The 17,436-nt window shown below is 42.5% G+C and carries 13 protein-coding genes and 1 other RNA gene; 12 read left to right on the top strand and 2 right to left on the bottom strand.

The features are described from left to right. Positions 1 to 20 precede the first annotated feature (20 nt). The 5 genes from smpB (at position 21) to MKY52_RS08175 (ending at position 4,838) form a co-directional block, all read left to right on the top strand. The gene (gene smpB, locus MKY52_RS08195; protein WP_042123338.1) at positions 21 to 500 is read left to right on the top strand and encodes an SsrA-binding protein SmpB; all 480 of its coding nucleotides are present in this window, start codon (positions 21 to 23) and stop codon (positions 498 to 500) included. Positions 501 to 698: 198 nt separating this feature from the next. Continuing rightward, positions 699 to 1,063, top strand: a transfer-messenger RNA (tmRNA) gene (gene ssrA, locus MKY52_RS08190). A 229-nt stretch (positions 1,064 to 1,292) separates the two neighbouring features. Then, positions 1,293 to 1,658, top strand: a complete 366-nt coding sequence (locus MKY52_RS08185; RefSeq protein ID WP_042184038.1) for a hypothetical protein — start codon at positions 1,293 to 1,295, stop codon at positions 1,656 to 1,658. 524 nt (positions 1,659 to 2,182) lie between these two features. Next, positions 2,183 to 3,490, top strand: a complete 1,308-nt coding sequence (locus MKY52_RS08180) for an aminoacetone oxidase family FAD-binding enzyme (RefSeq protein ID WP_341050915.1) — start codon at positions 2,183 to 2,185, stop codon at positions 3,488 to 3,490. A 31-nt stretch (positions 3,491 to 3,521) separates the two neighbouring features. Then, positions 3,522 to 4,838, top strand: coding sequence for a BaiN/RdsA family NAD(P)/FAD-dependent oxidoreductase (locus MKY52_RS08175; protein WP_060626499.1), 1,317 nt, complete (start codon positions 3,522 to 3,524; stop codon positions 4,836 to 4,838). Positions 4,839 to 4,978: 140 nt separating this feature from the next. On the opposite strand, the gene MKY52_RS08170 is transcribed toward MKY52_RS08175, so the two are convergent. Next, on the bottom strand, positions 4,979 to 5,968 hold the full coding sequence (locus MKY52_RS08170) for a zinc-binding dehydrogenase (RefSeq protein WP_341050913.1): 990 nt from the start codon (positions 5,966 to 5,968) through the stop codon (positions 4,979 to 4,981). Positions 5,969 to 6,096: 128 nt separating this feature from the next. Here MKY52_RS08170 and MKY52_RS08165 point away from each other — a divergent pair, with 128 nt between their 5' ends. Both MKY52_RS08165 and MKY52_RS08160 read left to right on the top strand, forming a co-directional pair. Then, positions 6,097 to 6,954, top strand: a complete 858-nt coding sequence (locus tag MKY52_RS08165; RefSeq protein ID WP_341050911.1) for a LysR family transcriptional regulator — start codon at positions 6,097 to 6,099, stop codon at positions 6,952 to 6,954. 87 nt (positions 6,955 to 7,041) lie between these two features. Next, entirely contained in the window at positions 7,042 to 8,295 is a 1,254-nt protein-coding gene (locus MKY52_RS08160; RefSeq protein ID WP_341053371.1) for a mechanosensitive ion channel family protein, read from the top strand. Between the two features lie 141 nt (positions 8,296 to 8,436). Here the strand turns inward: MKY52_RS08160 and MKY52_RS08155 are convergent, their stop codons facing one another. Further along, a complete protein-coding gene (locus MKY52_RS08155; protein WP_179085866.1) occupies positions 8,437 to 8,613 on the bottom strand; it encodes a hypothetical protein in 177 nt (58 codons plus the stop codon). 335 nt (positions 8,614 to 8,948) lie between these two features. Here MKY52_RS08155 and MKY52_RS08150 point away from each other — a divergent pair, with 335 nt between their 5' ends. From MKY52_RS08150 to MKY52_RS08130, 5 genes are all read left to right on the top strand, one after another. After that, on the top strand, positions 8,949 to 11,090 hold the full coding sequence (locus MKY52_RS08150) for a pectate lyase family protein (RefSeq protein ID WP_341050910.1): 2,142 nt from the start codon (positions 8,949 to 8,951) through the stop codon (positions 11,088 to 11,090). Positions 11,091 to 11,311: 221 nt separating this feature from the next. Next, a complete protein-coding gene (locus tag MKY52_RS08145; RefSeq protein ID WP_341050909.1) occupies positions 11,312 to 13,621 on the top strand; it encodes a helix-turn-helix domain-containing protein in 2,310 nt (769 codons plus the stop codon). 319 nt (positions 13,622 to 13,940) lie between these two features. After that, complete coding sequence (locus tag MKY52_RS08140; RefSeq protein ID WP_445670988.1) at positions 13,941 to 14,936, top strand: ABC transporter permease; 996 nt, start codon at positions 13,941 to 13,943, stop codon at positions 14,934 to 14,936. Then, positions 14,936 to 15,817, top strand: coding sequence for a carbohydrate ABC transporter permease (locus MKY52_RS08135; protein ID WP_341050907.1), 882 nt, complete (start codon positions 14,936 to 14,938; stop codon positions 15,815 to 15,817). Before MKY52_RS08140 ends, MKY52_RS08135 begins: the two co-directional genes overlap by 1 nt. Before the next feature lie 55 nt (positions 15,818 to 15,872). Continuing rightward, positions 15,873 to 17,390, top strand: coding sequence for an extracellular solute-binding protein (locus tag MKY52_RS08130; RefSeq protein WP_341050905.1), 1,518 nt, complete (start codon positions 15,873 to 15,875; stop codon positions 17,388 to 17,390). The last annotated feature ends 46 nt before the right edge of the window (positions 17,391 to 17,436 follow it).

Below are 17,436 nucleotides of genomic sequence, written 5' to 3'. Positions count from 1 at the left end.
TGATTCAAGGAGTGATTCTCATGGGTAAAAAAGCAGACGGGAAAGTACTTGCCCAGAACAAAAAAGCTTCCCATGATTATTTTATCGAGGATACTTATGAAGCTGGCTTGGTGCTGACAGGTACAGAGATCAAGTCGCTGCGTAATGGCCGCGCTAATATTGGAGATGCTTTTGCTACGATCCGTAACGGTGAGATTCACATTCACAACATGCATATCAGCCCTTTTGAACAAGGTAATCGTGCTAACCCTACGGACCCGACGCGTACTCGTAAATTGCTGATGCACAAGGAGCAAATTCATAAACTGCTGGGCTTGTCCAAGCGAGATGGATTTACGATTGTGCCACTCAAGGTTTATGTGCGAAATGGCTATGCGAAGCTGTTAATTGGTCTTGGTAAAGGTAAGAAAGAGTACGATAAACGTGACTCTGCTGCTAAGCGTGATGCTCAGCGTGATATCCAGCGTGTATTGCGTGAGAAGCAAAAGATCGCCAGATAATCTAAGAAGAATGTACGATTCAAATGAGTACCAGTTTCCACCTTCAATTCCTTTAACCTACGTGTTAAAGTATTGATAAATGTGATATACTGAGTAAGTAAGATTATTGCTTCGTTACAGACTTCTTGAAGAAGAAGCTGTGGATAGGATCTCTCTTGCTTGGAAGATCCGCTTGATCCGAAGCGCCCTTTTTAATGAGGGGCCGTTCTTGGATTCGACGGGGGTAGTTCGAGCATGAGTAGCGAGTAGTGGGGACGCGTCCGCTTCATCAACGCTAAAGCCTATTAAACGGCAAACAACAAAACAACTACGCTTTCGCAGCCTAAGAAACTGCGCGCGTGCTTCTACCCTGCATCGCCCATGTGACAGGGATAGGGGCTAACAAGTAGTGGGATACGCCGTCTGGTCTCCGCCTGGGGTCAACGGAAGAAGATAATCAGGCTGACCCAACGTATAGCCGGTTACGGGGCGATACTCGGGTGACATCAAAACTGTGACTACACTCGTAGAAGCTTATGTGCCGTTATCTTCGGACAGGGGTTCGACTCCCCTCGGCTCCATAAGAAAAACCCGCTAAAATAGCGGGTTTTTTGCTGTTTAGTGGTTGGATTGCAGACCGAATGTAGACAAGGCGTTATAGGGAACTAAATGTGTTCATCATTGTAGACATATTGTCTACATCTAAAATTAGATCATTCACTTTGAAGTTATTAATATCTATAAGAGCCCGAACTGATATAAAATTATAGTATTAAGCATCCAAAAACAAAAACATTCGGAGGAATTACTATCATGAGTTTTACTATTGATTATGTTAAAAACAAAAACAGAATTATTGTAACATCGGACGGTATGGATGTTGAGGATGCCCTTGCGTACGCGGAACAATTTCCGAAAGTACTGAAGAAAACTAAGCGAGGGTTTACAGGTATGACTGTAATTACTGGTGGCCTGGTATTTAAGCAAGAAGTGTTGGCAATTCTTGCTCCAACAAGTGAAGATGCTGTGAAAGCTGGAATCTCTACAAAACACAAATGGGTGTATGTTGCGCCTACCTCTTTCTACAAAACGCAAATGCATCGTATGTTTAAAGATATTGCAAACTTGTACGAATCGATAGAAGAAGCTGAAACGTATCTTGATTCTGCAGGGAATTAGCAACTTCTAAAAATTAAAAGAATCCAGCCATCATCTGTAGCGGCAAAGGTACTTTTGCGTATTAACTTATATAATTGCATCACTATTCTAAGGAGTTATTCCTATGATCAGTCTCCTTTTTTAACCATAGATAAGTAATTTCTATACGATTCTATAATTTGAAAGCTTATGTGCCGTTATCTTCGGACAGGGGTTCGACTCCCCTCGGCTCCATATGGAGTATTATTGAAGACACCATGAAGGGTGTCTTTTTCATGTTTTCAGAGTATGATCTGGACTATGCGTGGCGGTTCAAAAAAATGAGTATCTTGCTAGATCCAGTATCTTTCGTATGTGGAATTAAAGATTGCAGTGAAGAAGGCGTGAAGAAAAATTTAAGGTTCTATATAGGGATAAAAAAGGCAAACATAGGATAGGAAGAGTTAATAGGGAGATATAAATGAAAACCAGTACACTTATGCTATAATTTAATAAAGTGACTCTGTGCTTTTAGAAAAATTGGATAAAGGATGCATTGACCAACCATGTATGAGAATCAGACTTCTATGCACCACAAGCTGTTTATTATCGGCGCAGGTGCTGCCGGACTAATGGCCGCTGTTACTGCGTGTGATATGGGTATCGATACTGCCATTCTGGAGAGTAACGACCGGATTGGAAAGAAGATATTAATGACAGGTGATGGCCGCTGCAACATTACGAATGAATCCACTGCAACGGGTACGGATGAAGCAATCGCTTTATCGCGCAAGTATCACAGTAATCAGGCCGGATTTCCACTTGCGGTATTGCAGCAATTTGGCATCCGTCAAACCATAGATTTTTTCTCCTTCCTCGGGCTTCCGCTTACAAGATTGAAGGAGGGCTTGATGTATCCAATGTCGCTGCAGGCAGCAGCGGTGCTGGATATTTTCCAGCTTGCGCTGGAGGATCGGAATGTTCCGGTATACCTCAATAATAAAGTGTTGGATGTTACTGTTTCGAAGAATCATCCGCGCTTCAAGATAAAATGCCAAACGGAGACAGAGGAGGAGGTTGTTTATACTAGCGACTATCTACTTCTATCTGCGGGTGGCCTTGCCGGTCCAAATGCGGGAAAAGAACCTCCTGGGTATACACTTGCCGAACGTCTGGGACACACCCTGATTGAGCCTTTGCCGGCCATTGTGCAATTGAAGCTGCAATATCCGAATATGAGGGCACTGTCCACTATCAAATCTCAGGGACAAGCTCATATCATTGTGAACGGTAAAGTCATCTGCAGTGAACAGGGTGAAATTGCCTTCACGGATTATGGTATTACCGGCCCGCCAATTCTTCAGCTAAGCAGGAAGGCTGCGTATCATCTTGCAAGAGGAGAACAGGTAACATTGTCGGTTGATCTGATGCCGGGCCGCACGGAGGAAGAGTTGGTTGAGTTTTTAGAAAGGCTCTGGGAGACCTTTGGACACCGGACTGTGGCGGATTGCCTTGTTGGCATCTTCAATAAGAAGCTTGTTTCTGTCCTACTAAAAGAGACTGGCTTAGATCAACAGCCAGAGCTGCTTTGCCAGGATCTATCGATGAAAACCAAGGGGAAATTTTATCGAATCTTGAAGCGTTGGGAATTTAAAGTGACGGATACCAATGGCTTTACGAATGCGCAAGTGACAGCCGGCGGCATTGATACGTCGGAACTCATCGAAGGAACGCTGGAATCCAAGCTGGTGCCTGGGCTGTATTTGGCTGGCGAAGTGATGGATGTGGACGGAGATTTCGGCGGCTATAACCTGCAATGGGCCTGGAGTTCCGGATATGTGGCCGCCATGGCGCTAGCTAAGTCAATTCAATAAATTTATTAGGAAAAGGGATGCATCAATTAACATGTATAAGGATCAGACTTCTAAGCACCACGAGCTGTTCATTATCGGTGGGGGTGCTGCAGGTCTAATGGCTGCAGTTACAGCGAGGGATCAAGGTATTGATACAGCAATTATTGAAAGCAATGACCGGCTTGGGAAGAAAATAATAACGACGGGTAACGGGCGTTGCAACATTACGAACCAATCCACCGCCACCGGTACGGATGAAGCGGCCGCTTTATCACGCAAGTATCACAGTAATCAGGAAGGATTCCCAATACATGTATTGCGGCAATTCGGTGTCCGCCAAACGATCGAATTTTTCTCCTCGCTCGGGCTTCCTTTTGTAAGCTTGGAGAATGGCCGGATGTATCCGATGTCGCTGCAGGCGGCTTCGGTGCCGGGTGTATTTAAGCTGGCGCTGGAGGATCGGAATGTTCCCGTATATTATAAACATAAAGTGTTGGATGTTACCGTTTCGGCGGGACATCCGCGGTTCGCGATAACCTGCCAGACGGAGACAGAGGAACAGGTTGTGTATACCAGCGACTATCTTTTTCTATGTGCAGGCGGCCTTACCGCTCCCAAAACGGGAACGGACGGCTCCGGTTATACGCTTGTCCAACGTCTGGGGCACACCCTGATCAACCCGGTGCCAGGCATTGTACAATTGAAGCTGGATTATCCGTATTTGAAGGAACTATCGGGCATCAAATTTGAGGGAGAGGCCCATGTTATCGTAAACAATGAAGTTATCCGCACTGAGTCTGGTGAGATTCTTTTTACGGACTATGGTATCTCGGGTCCGCCCATACTTCAGCTCAGCAGAAAGGCTGCGTATAATCTCGGAATAGGAGAATCGGTGACATTGTCGGTTGATTTAATGCCGGAGCGCACGGAGGAAGAGTTAATTGATTTTCTGGAGATCCACTGGGGAATCTTCGGACACCGGACGGTTGCCGATTCTTTTGTGGGCATCGTCAGCAAGAAACTGATTCCAGTTCTGCTGAAGGAGGCTGGAATTGATCAACAGCTGCATCTGCTTTGTCAGGATCTATCGTGGAAAACCAAGAAGATATTTTATCGAATCTTGAAACGTTGGGAATTTAAAGTGACCGATACCAATAGCTTCACGAATGCACAAACAACAGCCGGTGGCATCGATACGACGGAGCTAATCGAAGGAACGTTAGAATCTAAGTTAGTCCCTGGGCTGTATTTGGCAGGTGAAGTGATGGATGTCGATGGAGATTGCGGCGGCTATAACCTGCAATGGGCCTGGAGCTCCGGCTATGCCGCAGCGATGGCACTTGCTAAACGACGTGTTAGCGCCACGTAAAAGGATAGATGGTTGCTGACTCTTGGCATGTTGCGGTGGAATACTTGCATGCATTGAACACTGGGCGGCTAATGGATTTACCGTGACACGCCTCGGTTCCATATAGAGTAAATAAAAGACACCTTGTGAGGTGTCTTTTTTCAATTAATTCTTATTCCAATATTGCCAGACTGCTCCCCCTGTTGCATTCGCTGAAAGGCTTGAAGGGTTTCTTGTAAAGGATACACACTATCAATAATAGGGCGTATCGAGTGGAGTTCCATAAATTGAAGCATCGCAACAAACTCCTCACTGCTTCCCATTGAGGTGCCAATGATACTAATTTGGGGGTAAAATATGGATCGTACTGCTAATTCCATTCGATCTCCTGAGCTTGCACCAAATGTAACGATCCGGCCATTTGGCTTAATGATATCAAAGTACTGTTGGAACGTCGCTGGCCCGATACTATCCAGGATGAGATCCACTGTTTCTCCTTTCATACTTTCCTTCCAATCACTATGACTGTCAAAGGCATGATCTGCCCCATGTGCAAGAGCAACTTGCCTTTTTGTTTCACTTCGTGATGTGACACTGACTCGTGCACCCGCTGCTGAAGCCATAAGCATGGCATAAGTAGCCACACCGCCACCAATACCTGGAATAAGGATATGTTCACCTTGCTGTAAGCGGCCTCTCGTAAACAAAGCCCGATAGGCTGTCAAGGCAGATAAGGGCAACACGCCCGCTTCTTCCCAAGACAAATAAGCTGGCTTGCTGATGGCATTTTGTGCAGGGATGTTGATAGACTCGGCAAATGTACCATCTGAAGGGCCGCCCACTATGGCCGGAACGTTCGGGACATCGTGGGTGATTTCCCATCCGATACACGGATTAATGATTACATCGGTACCTACTGTAAGGGATGTTACGCCTTCACCTACCGCTTCAATTATACCCGCCCCATCAGAGCCCATAATCAGGGGAGCATCCTCATTTGTTCGATCCGCTATGAGAAATAAGTCTCGATGATTTAACCCTGCGGTTTTCAGCCTTACTTTTACTTCACCGAAGCCTGGCTGTTTATCAACAACGTCTTCATATGTCAGGCTCTTCAAGCCGTTCATCCCAGCATGTATGATTGCTTTCATCCTAATCCTCCAGTAATTCGTATTTCAATGAATCTATATTGAATTGTACAGAGTGGGAATCATACAGTAAAATGAACAAAACCGAATGTGAGTATCATAAATGATCATACCAAGCAGGTGACATAGAAATGGAAAGCGGAGATTTAAGAATATTTCAGGCTGTGGCTCGAGAGGGTAGCATAACCAAGGCTGCGCAAATGTTGAACTATGTACAGTCTAATGTGACGACCCGAATTCAGTATCTTGAGGCTCAGTTGAAAACACCCCTTTTTCGGAGATCCAATCGAGGAATGACGCTAACTTTGGCTGGCGAGAATTTACTGGGATATGCGGATAAAATACTGACTCTGATGGACGAGGCTGTGAAAACTACACAATACTCGGACCATCCTGCAGGGCCTCTTCGGATAGGCTCCATTGAAGCGACTGCAGTCATTCATCTGACTCCTCTATTGGCCGAGTATCAATCACGATATCCGGATGTTAATTTATCGCTCACTACGGGTGTGACACATGCGCTCTTACAAAAGGTGCTGGATTACGAGCTTGATGGAGCGTTCGTCTATGGTCCTGTTGATGATCCAGATATAGAACATATCGCGGCCTTTGAAGAGGAGTTGGTGTTGATCTCTGAACCGGGACAAAACGAAATGTATGAGCTACTCATGAAACCGATGTTGTTCTTTGACGTTGGATGTACGCATCGGGCGAAAGCAGAGAGTTTTCTGAGAGGCACTGGCCTGACCACTTATCAGATTATGGAATTTGGCACATTAGCAGTTATTCTAGATGGCGTTTCCTCTGGACTTGGTGTGTCTATGCTGCCACAGTCATCGATTGCCAAGGCGGAAGAACAGGGCATAATCACTTCCCACCGTTTGCCTGAAGAGTATCGAGATTTGCAGGTATGGTTTGTGCATAGACATGACACAATTTACTCAAGCGCGTTGACCAGGTTAATACAATTAGTTGAAACTAGGCAATAATAGTTCACCCGCAACGATCAATACGTCGAATGTTAGTGCTAGACCATTTCATCAAACAATTTAAGTAACACGCATCAGGAGGAAATGATGAATTTTATAAAAGATCAACTAGCAGGATACGGTGTAAGCGAACAAATGACAGGTTATCTTTCGAATATAATCATGGTCTTATTTATAGCACTACTCTCTGTACTGGCCAATTTAATAGCTAAAAAAATCGTGCTGAAGATAATTATTCATTTCATTAGTAAGGATCGGTATGCATGGGATAATATCGTTTTGGAGAAAAAAGTGTTTCACAAGCTGTCGCATCTCGCGCCAGCCTTCATCATCTATTTTTCTGCGTCTATCTTTCCGCTATATCAGGCTTTTATTGAAAAATCCGCCTTAACTTATATGATTATCGTAACTATCACGGTGTTTAATGCACTACTTAATGCCATCGATGCTATTTATCGCTCGTTTGAGGTCTCCAAGATTAGACCGATCAAAGGGTACATTCAGGTTGCAAAGATTATTCTATTTATCATTGGTGTTATTGTGGTGATCTCTAACCTCATTGGTCAGAATCCATTGATTATTCTTAGTGGGTTAGGTGCATTATCAGCTGTTTTTATGCTAATTTTTAAAGATTCTATATTGGGCTTGGTGGCAGGTGTTCAATTATCATCTAATGATATGGTGCGTGTAGGTGACTGGATCGAAATGCCTAAATATAATGCGGATGGTGATGTAATTGACATTACATTGAATACGGTAAAGGTTATGAATTTCGATAAAACAATCACCATGATTCCTAGCTACGCCCTTATTTCAGATTCGTTCAAAAACTGGAGGGGCATGCAAGTATCTGGCGGCAGAAGGATTAAACGAAGCATTCATATCGATACAAGCAGCATATGCTTTTGTACAAAAGAAATGATGGAGGAATTCCAGAAGATTCACTACCTTTCCGATTTTATAAGGGCAAGATTAAATGAAATTAGCATTTATAATATCGAACATCAAATCAATACGGAGAGTAAAGTAAATGGAAGACATCTCACGAATGTTGGTGTATTCAGAGAATATATCCATGAATATCTGAGGAATCATCCTAAAATTCATAAGGATATGACGCTGATCGTCAGACAGCTAGCGCCAGAGGATAATGGACTGCCCTTAGAAATCTACGCGTTTAGCAATGATACTAACTGGGTGGTGTATGAATCGGTTCAAGCTGATATCTTTGATCACATTTTTGCAGTTGTACCGATATTTGGGCTTCGTGTCTTCCAAAACCCGACGGGCCATGATATCGCTCGCTTAAAAGAAAGCAAAGAGTATTCATCAGGATACTGAAGATAAGAATGATTTGCAGGAGAAGGCATTTCTTAATATCAGTAAAAAAGCGACCATCGTGGTCGCTTTTTTACGTTTTTTTCATTTTGGAAAGGATCATAAAACGTGCGATTTATTGGGGTTCGGACATAGCTGAAGACTCTAATGGAAGTTCCCAGATTCATTTTCTGAGAATTTGCCGTCGCTGTCATGCAGAGCTTGTTTGCGGCGATCATTACGGGCTTGCTGCTGCTGTTGGGCCTCCAGGCTGTTTACGGGCGTGGCTTCAAGTTCTTTTACTGTGTTGATTAGATTCTTATCTGGTTGATTTGCACTCAATTGAAAGCTCCTCCCTTGATTATCTAATGGTTGTGAATTTTATTATGTGCTGGCTACTGTGTGGCTATTCATGTTGTATTTTCACAAGAGTTCAGGATACATTGCTGAAAGTACGGGTGTATCAATGCTCTGTCCTATAATCATTAACTCAGAATACTGTTAGATGTGAAAAATATGAGGAAATGATTGTATCGGAACTGATTTCTGTTCTGATATGTTGAGGATGTTTTAGTCCCATAAAATGTAATATTTCAGGAGGTGAAAAGGAAACTTTATATCTTATTGCAAGCGGTTACAATTCTATCTGCAACAAATTAGAATCAGGAGGGAATAAAATGAAAAAAAGTATTGCCAAGGTAATCAGTATTGGTGTGTTGTTTTCTCTTGCGCTTTCTTTGATAGCAGGTGGATGGACAAATACAGTAGTGCATGCTGCTGGTCTTTCGATAACAGGCAGTGGAGGCTGGAATGAAGCGGCATATGTGGAATGGTCACCTGTAAGTAATGCGACAGGATATAACGTATATGTTAAACAGGCAAGCGCATCAGATTCGGGGTACCAACAGATTGATAATGAATTGATCCGCAAATATTCTTCCTATTGGAGAGCGGATGCTGTAGGGCTTGCAGCTGGAAGTTATGTAATGAAGGTTGAAGCTACCCTGTCAGGGGGAGGAACGGCAAGTGCGGTATCAAATACGTTATCCGTAACGTCATATGATCGATCAGGGTTTGCTTTTTCGGCAAGCTCGCCATTTGGTACCGGTTCTGGCGCTTATAATGAGAATGGAACCCTCAAGAATGGTACTCAAGTGCTGTATATAACATCTCAGAATGCGAATACCGTAACACTTGATGTGAAAATCAACAGCTCGGGCGCTGTACAAACAGGCGTTGGTCTTGGTAGCATCTTGGCTCTGAGACAAAAAGGTTATGATACAACCCCACTTGCCATCCGAATTATCGGTAAAGTTACAGTCGCTGACCTGAGTGGACAGCTTAACAGCAGTGGATATCTTGAAGTCAAAGGTAAAAATAATTATTCGGAAATGAATATTACAATCGAAGGTATCGGAAAAGATGCTTATGCATACGGCTGGGGATTGCTGCTTAGATATGTTGGTAATTTGGAAGTAAGAAATCTGGGTGTAATGTTATTTCCTGACGATGGTATTTCAATGGATACAGGCAATGCGAATGTATGGGTGCATAATAATGATATTTTCTATGGATCTGCAGGGAGCGATGCGGACCAAGCCAAAGGCGACGGATCTACGGACCTCAAAAAAGGATCAACGTACATTACCATCTCGTACAACCATTACTTTGATTCCGGAAAAGCTGCTCTAGTCGGACTTAGTGAGTCTGCAGAATTCTTTGTTACCTTCCACCATAACTGGTTCGATCATTCGGACTCCCGTCATCCGCGGATCAGAGTGGCCTCTGTCCACGTCTATAATAACTTCTATGATGGAGTCTCGAAATATGGTATCGGCGTTACAACCGGAGCTTCGGCTTTTGTGGAATCCAATGTTTTTAGAAATACTAAAGACCCAATGCTTAGTTCCTTACAGGGTACAGATGCTTTAGGTGAGGGTACGTTCTCCGGTGAAAATGGAGGTATGATTAAAGCTTATAACAATCTAATTGTTGATGCTTCAAGTCTTATCTACGCTAACTCCAATACAGGGACAGCTCCTGCTAATGCAACCTCATTTGATGCCTATTTAGCCTCGTCGAGAAATGAAACCATCCCAAGCTCATACAAAGCATTAAAAGGCGGAACAGCTTATAATAACTTCGATACGAACGTCCAAACTGGAGTGAACGTATCGAATATTGACAACGTAAGCAATGTAGAACAGGTTGTTACCGCAAAAGCCGGACGTCTGAATGGCGGAGACTTCACATGGGCATTTAATGATTCCGTGGATGACGCATCGTATGCGCTGAATACTGCACTGATGTCTGCAATCAGAAGCTACACAACGGGGCTTGTCTCTGTAGGGGGCAATTCAAACCCAACAAGTCCGACACCAACGCCAACAGCAACACCTGTGCCAACAGCGACTCCATCTCCAACAATAGCACCAACAGCAACACCTGTACCGACAACGACACCGACGGCAACGCCAGTGCCGACAGCGGGAGCAACCGTTCATAACTTTACCACTGATGGAACAACGAGCAGCTTCTTCAATATCCAAGGAAATCTCTCAACAAGTAAGGGAAATGTGACATATCAGGGTTTAACCCTAACTCAATGTCTAAAAATTGAGAGTGCAACCAGTATTCAGTTCACAGCTGCAAAAGCTTCAACCCTAACCCTAGTGTTCAATACAGAAGGAACTAAAATAAAAGTGGATGGAACAAGTTATCCTATAACGAATGGCATTGCCACTATCTCACTTACTGCGGGCGCACATACCATTACGAAGGATAGTACGGCGAATCTGTATTATATGAAGTTGGAATAGATAGTTTTATAAAATAAAAGCTGCTAACGATATTGAAATATCGTTGGCAGCTTTTTTGGTCAGGGTCGCTTTTTTACTATGATCTTAAGACTCGAATCATTGCAGATTATTAGTGTTAGTTTAAGACTATAATATTATCGGGAATTTTTTAGTAGTTATTGACTTCATATCAAATGATTTGTACGCTGAGGACATAGTTTATCAACATGGGAGATTACAATATGAAGCTTAAAGATGATTACCGAACAATTTGGAATAAAAAATTGCTGAAGTATCCATCATTTTATCGCAAAATGATTGCATATACATTATTTTCATCGATCATTCCTATCGTTATCGTTGGAATTGCTAGTTATGTATTAACTTCTAATGCTATTAAAGATAATGTTAGCCAAGATATTACTCAAATCTTGAATTACGCTTCAAGGACGATGGATACCGAGTTGGAAGCGGTTCAGAATAACTTAGTCCAGATGGAACTGAGCTCGTTCTTTACTTCAGACTTGAATGAAATGAAGCGAATCAATTATTCCAGCTTCTATACGGGTGTATATCAGAATTTGTTAGCTTTTATGAACGGAAATTCTCGTGTTAAGGATATTTCGCTATATACATTGGATGAGAACTACTTAATATCATCAACTTACGGTGGAATAAAGATCGAATCAGCAGTGGAACGGGTGAAGTATGCGAACCTACTGGATAAAAATCAGCAACTAGATTGGAAAGTAGGCTATTCTCAGGGTGGCAAAGACTATGATTCAGGAATAACGTTAACAAGTACAGTACCTTTACATTCAAAAGAACCTATCGGATTTATCCAGGTCATCATAGATAATAAAGCGTTTGAATCACTGACAAAACAATTTCTTAAATACGAGCATGAGCAAATGTATGTGATGGATAACACCGGTCAACTTGTATTTCATTTGAACGGAAGCGAAGTGCCTGAAGACTTGTATGAATTGATAACGGTTACAAAAAAAGGTGAGCAAGAGTTTATCTATCGATGGCAGGACCGAGAGTACTTAGTGACCTCTACGGAATCTCCAATCCAAAAGATGTTGTTTGTGGATATGATCCCGACGGCGGAACTGTATAGCAGTGCAAGGCAGATTGCAGGCATTACGATAGGAATTGTACTTGCTGTACTTGCTGCAGGAATTGCATTGGCGATGATCGGCACTAGGAAAGTGTATAGTCCGATTCGGAAGCTAGTCTCTCTCATCAGCGATAATCAAACCGCGGATATGGGAACCGATGAGTTCAGTTATGTGAATCAGCGTTGGAAGGAAATTAACCGTAAAGCGAGTCAACTAGAAGAACAATTAAATGAACAATTTCCACTTATTCGCGAGCTGTTCGCCTTAAGGTTGATGGAGGGGCAGTTTACTCATGACCGTCGTGAATATTTACTGGAGCTTCTGCGCAGGCATTCTATTCCGGAGAAGCAGTGTGCAGTTGTATTTATTATTGCCTATGATCACCTATCCGAAGTGACCAAGTTCCAAGAGACGGATAGGGATCTAATTCTCTTCATCATAAAGAATATGACGACAGAATTATTGGAGCATCAGCAACTGGAGGGCTTGGTCATCAACTCTTTTAATGATCAAGTTGTGGTTTGGCTATGGACAGAGCATGAAGAGGTAGACGTTTGGTCAGATAAGCTGAAGCCTGTGATTGACAGGATACGTGAGCAGATTACTCATTTTTTGAAATCTCCGGCGACGATCGGTTTGAGTCGAACCACATCGCATGTGGAGGAGTTGCCTGATTTATATCGTGAGGCGCAGCTTGCGATTCACTCGCGGATGATTAATGGGGGAAATCAGATTATTGAGAGCAAAGGGCTTGCGATTTCGATGATGTACCGTTATCCAACGGAGATTGAGAACCATCTGACCGATTCGCTGCTGGTGGGAGATCTCTCTGAAACGAAGCGGATGCTTGATGCATTCTCTGATAAAGTACAATCCGCTGTACACAATCCAGAGCTCATTATGATGTCTTACGATCAGCTGTTGTCTACTACTTTACGAATGGTATATTTAATGGATATAAATTCGGAGCAATTATTTGGCTATACAACTAGTGAACTCAATGTAAATCTGAGAAAACTCACAACTATACATTCAATTAATGAGTGGTTTATGGATCGTATATTCGAACCGATTATGCTGTATGTGAATAGTAAGAAGAATCAAGAGTATGAGCAATTTATTGAGAAGGTCACGGACTATATCAAGGCAAACTATCATCTTGATATCTCTCTTGACCAGTGTGCACAGATATGCAATTTGAGCCCGCAATATTTAAGCAAGTTGTTTAAGCGGACGATGAATATTTCCTTTATCGAGTATGTCACACAATTGCGTGTAGCCAAAGCCCAGGAGTTGTTAGAAACGACTGATTTATTGGTCAATGAAATAGCGGAGCAGGTAGGATATAACCCTAAAAATTTCATTCGTGTATTTAAGAAGCAGGTGGGCTTACCGCCGGGGCAATATCGAGAGATGCATCGAAAATAGTATTCCTGACTAAATTAAATGCACTTTTTTTTAATAAGACTTTGCCAAGAGCGAGAGAAATGAAACCTCTCGTTCTTGCAAGTCTTTTTTTGATTTTTATGAGGTGCAAATTTATAATCTCTCAGGGCTAATGAGGTTAATTATTGAGACTAGAAGTGTTCATAAACCCAGTAGTATCAAGCTATTCGCAATTATTGCACAAGGATCTCAGGCGAATAAGAATTGGTCATTGTTGATGGGCGTTGCAGCTTGTAAGATGCAGACATGAAACGTTACAGTCAACCAGGTTCAAACAAAATCGTTGGAGGTGGTGAAACCCTTGCCGCAATCTAATCTTAAATTAGCGAACGCAAGTTTATCACAGGCATATGAAGCCGACAGACAAAGATTAAATCCGAAAGACTCCCTATGGGCTCGATTCAAAGTCATATTTGGTCGAGAGAAATATTTGTACTTACTAGCACTTCCAGGTCTTCTCTTCTTCTTAATCTTCAAGTACTTCCCGCTATGGGGGCTAGGTTTAGCATTTAAAAACTATTCTCCATACCTAGGGTTCTGGGAAAGCGAATGGGTCGGATTCAAATATTTCCGTGAGTTTTTCACGAATCCAGACTTCTTTCTCTTATTTAGAAATACGATGGCGATTAGCTTACTAAATATCATCTTCTTCTTCCCGATTCCGATCGTTCTTGCATTACTCATTAACGAGGTTCGGAGTATGAGATTTAAGAAAGTAATACAAACGATAGTTTATTTACCTCACTTTTTATCTTGGGTAATCATTGCTGGTATCTGTTTTATCATTCTTGGACAGAGCGATGGAATTGTTAACAAGATTATTGTCGAGCTTGGCGGTCAGCCGATCGCTTTCTTGACAGAGCCGAATTACTTCTGGGGTTTGTTAACTGCTCAGAGCATATGGAAAGAAGCCGGGTGGGGTACAATCATCTTCTTGGCTGCAATTGCAGGTATCAATCAAGAAATGTATGAGGCGGCGCAAATTGATGGTGCGAACCGATGGAAACAAATTATGAAGATTACATTGCCTTGTATCAGGAGTACAATCGTCGTGTTGCTCATACTCAGGCTCGGTCAAGTGATGGAGGTAGGGTTTGAACAGATCTTCTTGATGATGAGTTCTCCCGTATCGCATGTTGCGGATGTTTTTGATACATATGTGTATCGGGCAGGGATACAGAACGGTCGTTTCAGTTATGCGACAGTCGTTGGAGTATTCAAGTCGGTTGTTGGTCTTGTACTTGTAGTAACAGCCAATCGTTTAGCTAAAAAATTTGGTGAGGAGGGTCTTTACTAATGAATAAGTCCCTCGGCTATAAAGTGACAAACGGCATCATTTATGGTGTGCTCAGTTTAATCGGGCTTGTAACACTACTACCTTTTCTTTATGTCATAATCGTATCCTTTACAGATCCTTCGGAATATTTGAGCAAGCCATTAATTCTTATTCCGGAAAACTGGAGTCTTTCCTCCTATAAGTACATTCTATCAACCAAGATGTTTATGAGCTCATTAGGGGTTAGTGCCTTCTTAGCTATTGTCGGCTCTGCGATTAGTATCATGGTGACGAGTGCCTTGGCGTATTCTCTGTCACGGAAACGATTTTTCGGGAAGAAGTTTTTTCTAGTTGCTATTCTAATGACGATGTTGTTCAACCCAGGAATGATTCCAAATTTCATGTTAGTTGAAGGATTAGGTCTTATTGACTCCATCTGGTCGTTGATATTACCGGCAATTACAAGTGCATGGTATGTATTCTTGATGAAGAACTTCTATCAGGAACTGCCGGAGGAGCTAGAGGAAGCAGCGAAGATTGATGGATGTAATGATATCGGAGTCTTTTTCAAAATTATGTTCCCGATCTCGCTGTCAGCGGTCGCTGCATTCGGGCTATTCTTTGCAGTAGGTTTCTGGAATACGTACTTCAATGGCGTTTTGTACATCAATTCAGATGAACTTCGGCCGATGCAGGTTGTGCTGCAGATGATGCTGATACAAGCTTCAACGAATATAGCAGATCCATCCGTAGCTGCAATGCTACAGAGTGAGCAGATGCTTCCTCCAGAGACAATTAAGATGGCGGCAGTAGTCGTTGCTTCTCTACCTATCATTATGGTCTACCCGTTCCTTCAGAAGTACTTTGTTAAGGGTATGTTGGTTGGCTCCGTGAAGGGTTAAGGGGTAAACCAAGCTTATATATTAATTTATTAGATAAAAGGGAGGGTTTTTACAAATGAAAAAAAGAAGTTGGATGACCATGCTAATGGTGTTAGTTCTCACTACAAGTATGTTGGTGGGTTGTGCAAAGGGTGGTGAGACCAATTCTGCTGGAGATGCTTCCAAGTCTGAGCAGCAAAAGCCAGTTGAGATCAATATCGGTACGATGACTTATGGTGAATCCCCTAGTAGTGATCTTGAAAGCATTCTACAGCTGAATGAAAAATTGAATGTAAAGCTTCAGATCGACTTCTACCCAATTAATAACTATAAAGAAAAGTTGAATGCATTACTTGCTTCGAAGAGTTTGCCAGATGTCGTTCTCATCGAGGATATTAATGACCCTGCATTCTCAACTGCAATAGATCAAGGTGCATTCTGGGATTTGACTCCTTTCCTGCCAGACTATCCTAATCTAGCAGGCTATCCGGAGAATGCAATTAACAATATTAAGTTCAAAGGAAAATCTTATGGTATTCCACGCGTTCGTCCATTGGACGGGCATGAGTCGCTGTTGATTCGTGAAGACTGGCTCAAAAACGTAGGATTGACTGCTCCCACTACTATGGAAGAATTCTACAAAGTATTAGAGGCCTTTACAAAGAATGACCCTGACAAAAACGGTAAAAACGATACTTACGGTATGGTACAAGCTAGCGTCAGTCCTTATATGATGACTATGTTTGGTGCAGGTACATCGTGGAAGGAAACAGCGGATGGCGGTCTTGAGCCATACTGGTTAACAGCTGAAGCGAGAGAAGCGCTTGAATTCTGGAGCAAGGCTTATGGTGATAGTCTTATTACACCGGACTTACCAGTTATGAAGTCAAGTCAAGTGAAAGAAATGATGATTCAAGGCAAAGCGGGTATCTCATTCGGTAATATTAACGAAGCATTTATATTTGGCCAAGAGCTGCAGAAGATTAAGCCTGAAGCTGAGTTGAAGGCGTATGAAATTCCAGCTGCAAAAGACGGCAAGAAATACAATGAGCAAGCTTATGGTTATTATGGATTGTTCCTAGTTAACAAATCGGTTAGCGAAGACAAGCTCAAGAAGATTCTTGAAGTTTACAACGAAACCGCTACTCAAGAAGGCTACAATCTCGTGACATATGGTATCAAAGACAAGGATTATACCGTTTCTGAAGATGGTTCTATTGTTCAAACAGATGAAGGTAAGAAGCAAGGATACGGTACAGCGACAACAGCACAATGGATTTCTGGTTTCTTCAATAAATACCAACGTGCTGAAGGACCTGGAATGCCAGCAGAAGTATTAGAGTACAATCGTAAGCTGATCGATACAATCTCAGAATCTTCGATTAAGAATCCTGCTGCAGGATTGCCAAATACCGAAGCATGGATGGAAAAAGGCGGCGATTGGCAGAAGAAGTTTGTTGATATGTATACAAATGTCGTTATCAAAAAATCCAGCTTGGAGGATTGGGACAAGTTTATTAATGGACTGAAAGCAGACCCGAGCTTCCAGCAGCATCTCAAAGATACTAGCGATGCTTACAAAGCAAGTAAGTAATTAAGTAATTAAATAAGCCCGGTAAGTTCGAATAGTCAGTCGAGTT

Source organism: Paenibacillus sp. FSL P4-0184 (assembly GCF_038004625.1).
Lineage (GTDB): Bacteria > Bacillota > Bacilli > Paenibacillales > Paenibacillaceae > Paenibacillus_AQ.
Note: the sequence above shows the minus strand (reverse complement) of the source record. Positions and strands in the feature narration are given on the sequence as shown.

Coding starts and splice junctions, on each gene's coding strand:
- smpB (WP_042123338.1), top strand. CDS start 21: ATGGGTAAAAAAGCAGACGGGAAAGTACTTGCCCAGAACAAAAAAGCT.
- MKY52_RS08185 (WP_042184038.1), top strand. CDS start 1,293: ATGAGTTTTACTATTGATTATGTTAAAAACAAAAACAGAATTATTGTA.
- MKY52_RS08180 (WP_341050915.1), top strand. CDS start 2,183: ATGTATGAGAATCAGACTTCTATGCACCACAAGCTGTTTATTATCGGC.
- MKY52_RS08175 (WP_060626499.1), top strand. CDS start 3,522: ATGTATAAGGATCAGACTTCTAAGCACCACGAGCTGTTCATTATCGGT.
- MKY52_RS08170 (WP_341050913.1), bottom strand. CDS start 5,968: ATGAAAGCAATCATACATGCTGGGATGAACGGCTTGAAGAGCCTGACA.
- MKY52_RS08165 (WP_341050911.1), top strand. CDS start 6,097: ATGGAAAGCGGAGATTTAAGAATATTTCAGGCTGTGGCTCGAGAGGGT.
- MKY52_RS08160 (WP_341053371.1), top strand. CDS start 7,042: ATGAATTTTATAAAAGATCAACTAGCAGGATACGGTGTAAGCGAACAA.
- MKY52_RS08150 (WP_341050910.1), top strand. CDS start 8,949: ATGAAAAAAAGTATTGCCAAGGTAATCAGTATTGGTGTGTTGTTTTCT.
- MKY52_RS08145 (WP_341050909.1), top strand. CDS start 11,312: ATGAAGCTTAAAGATGATTACCGAACAATTTGGAATAAAAAATTGCTG.
- MKY52_RS08135 (WP_341050907.1), top strand. CDS start 14,936: ATGAATAAGTCCCTCGGCTATAAAGTGACAAACGGCATCATTTATGGT.
- MKY52_RS08130 (WP_341050905.1), top strand. CDS start 15,873: ATGAAAAAAAGAAGTTGGATGACCATGCTAATGGTGTTAGTTCTCACT.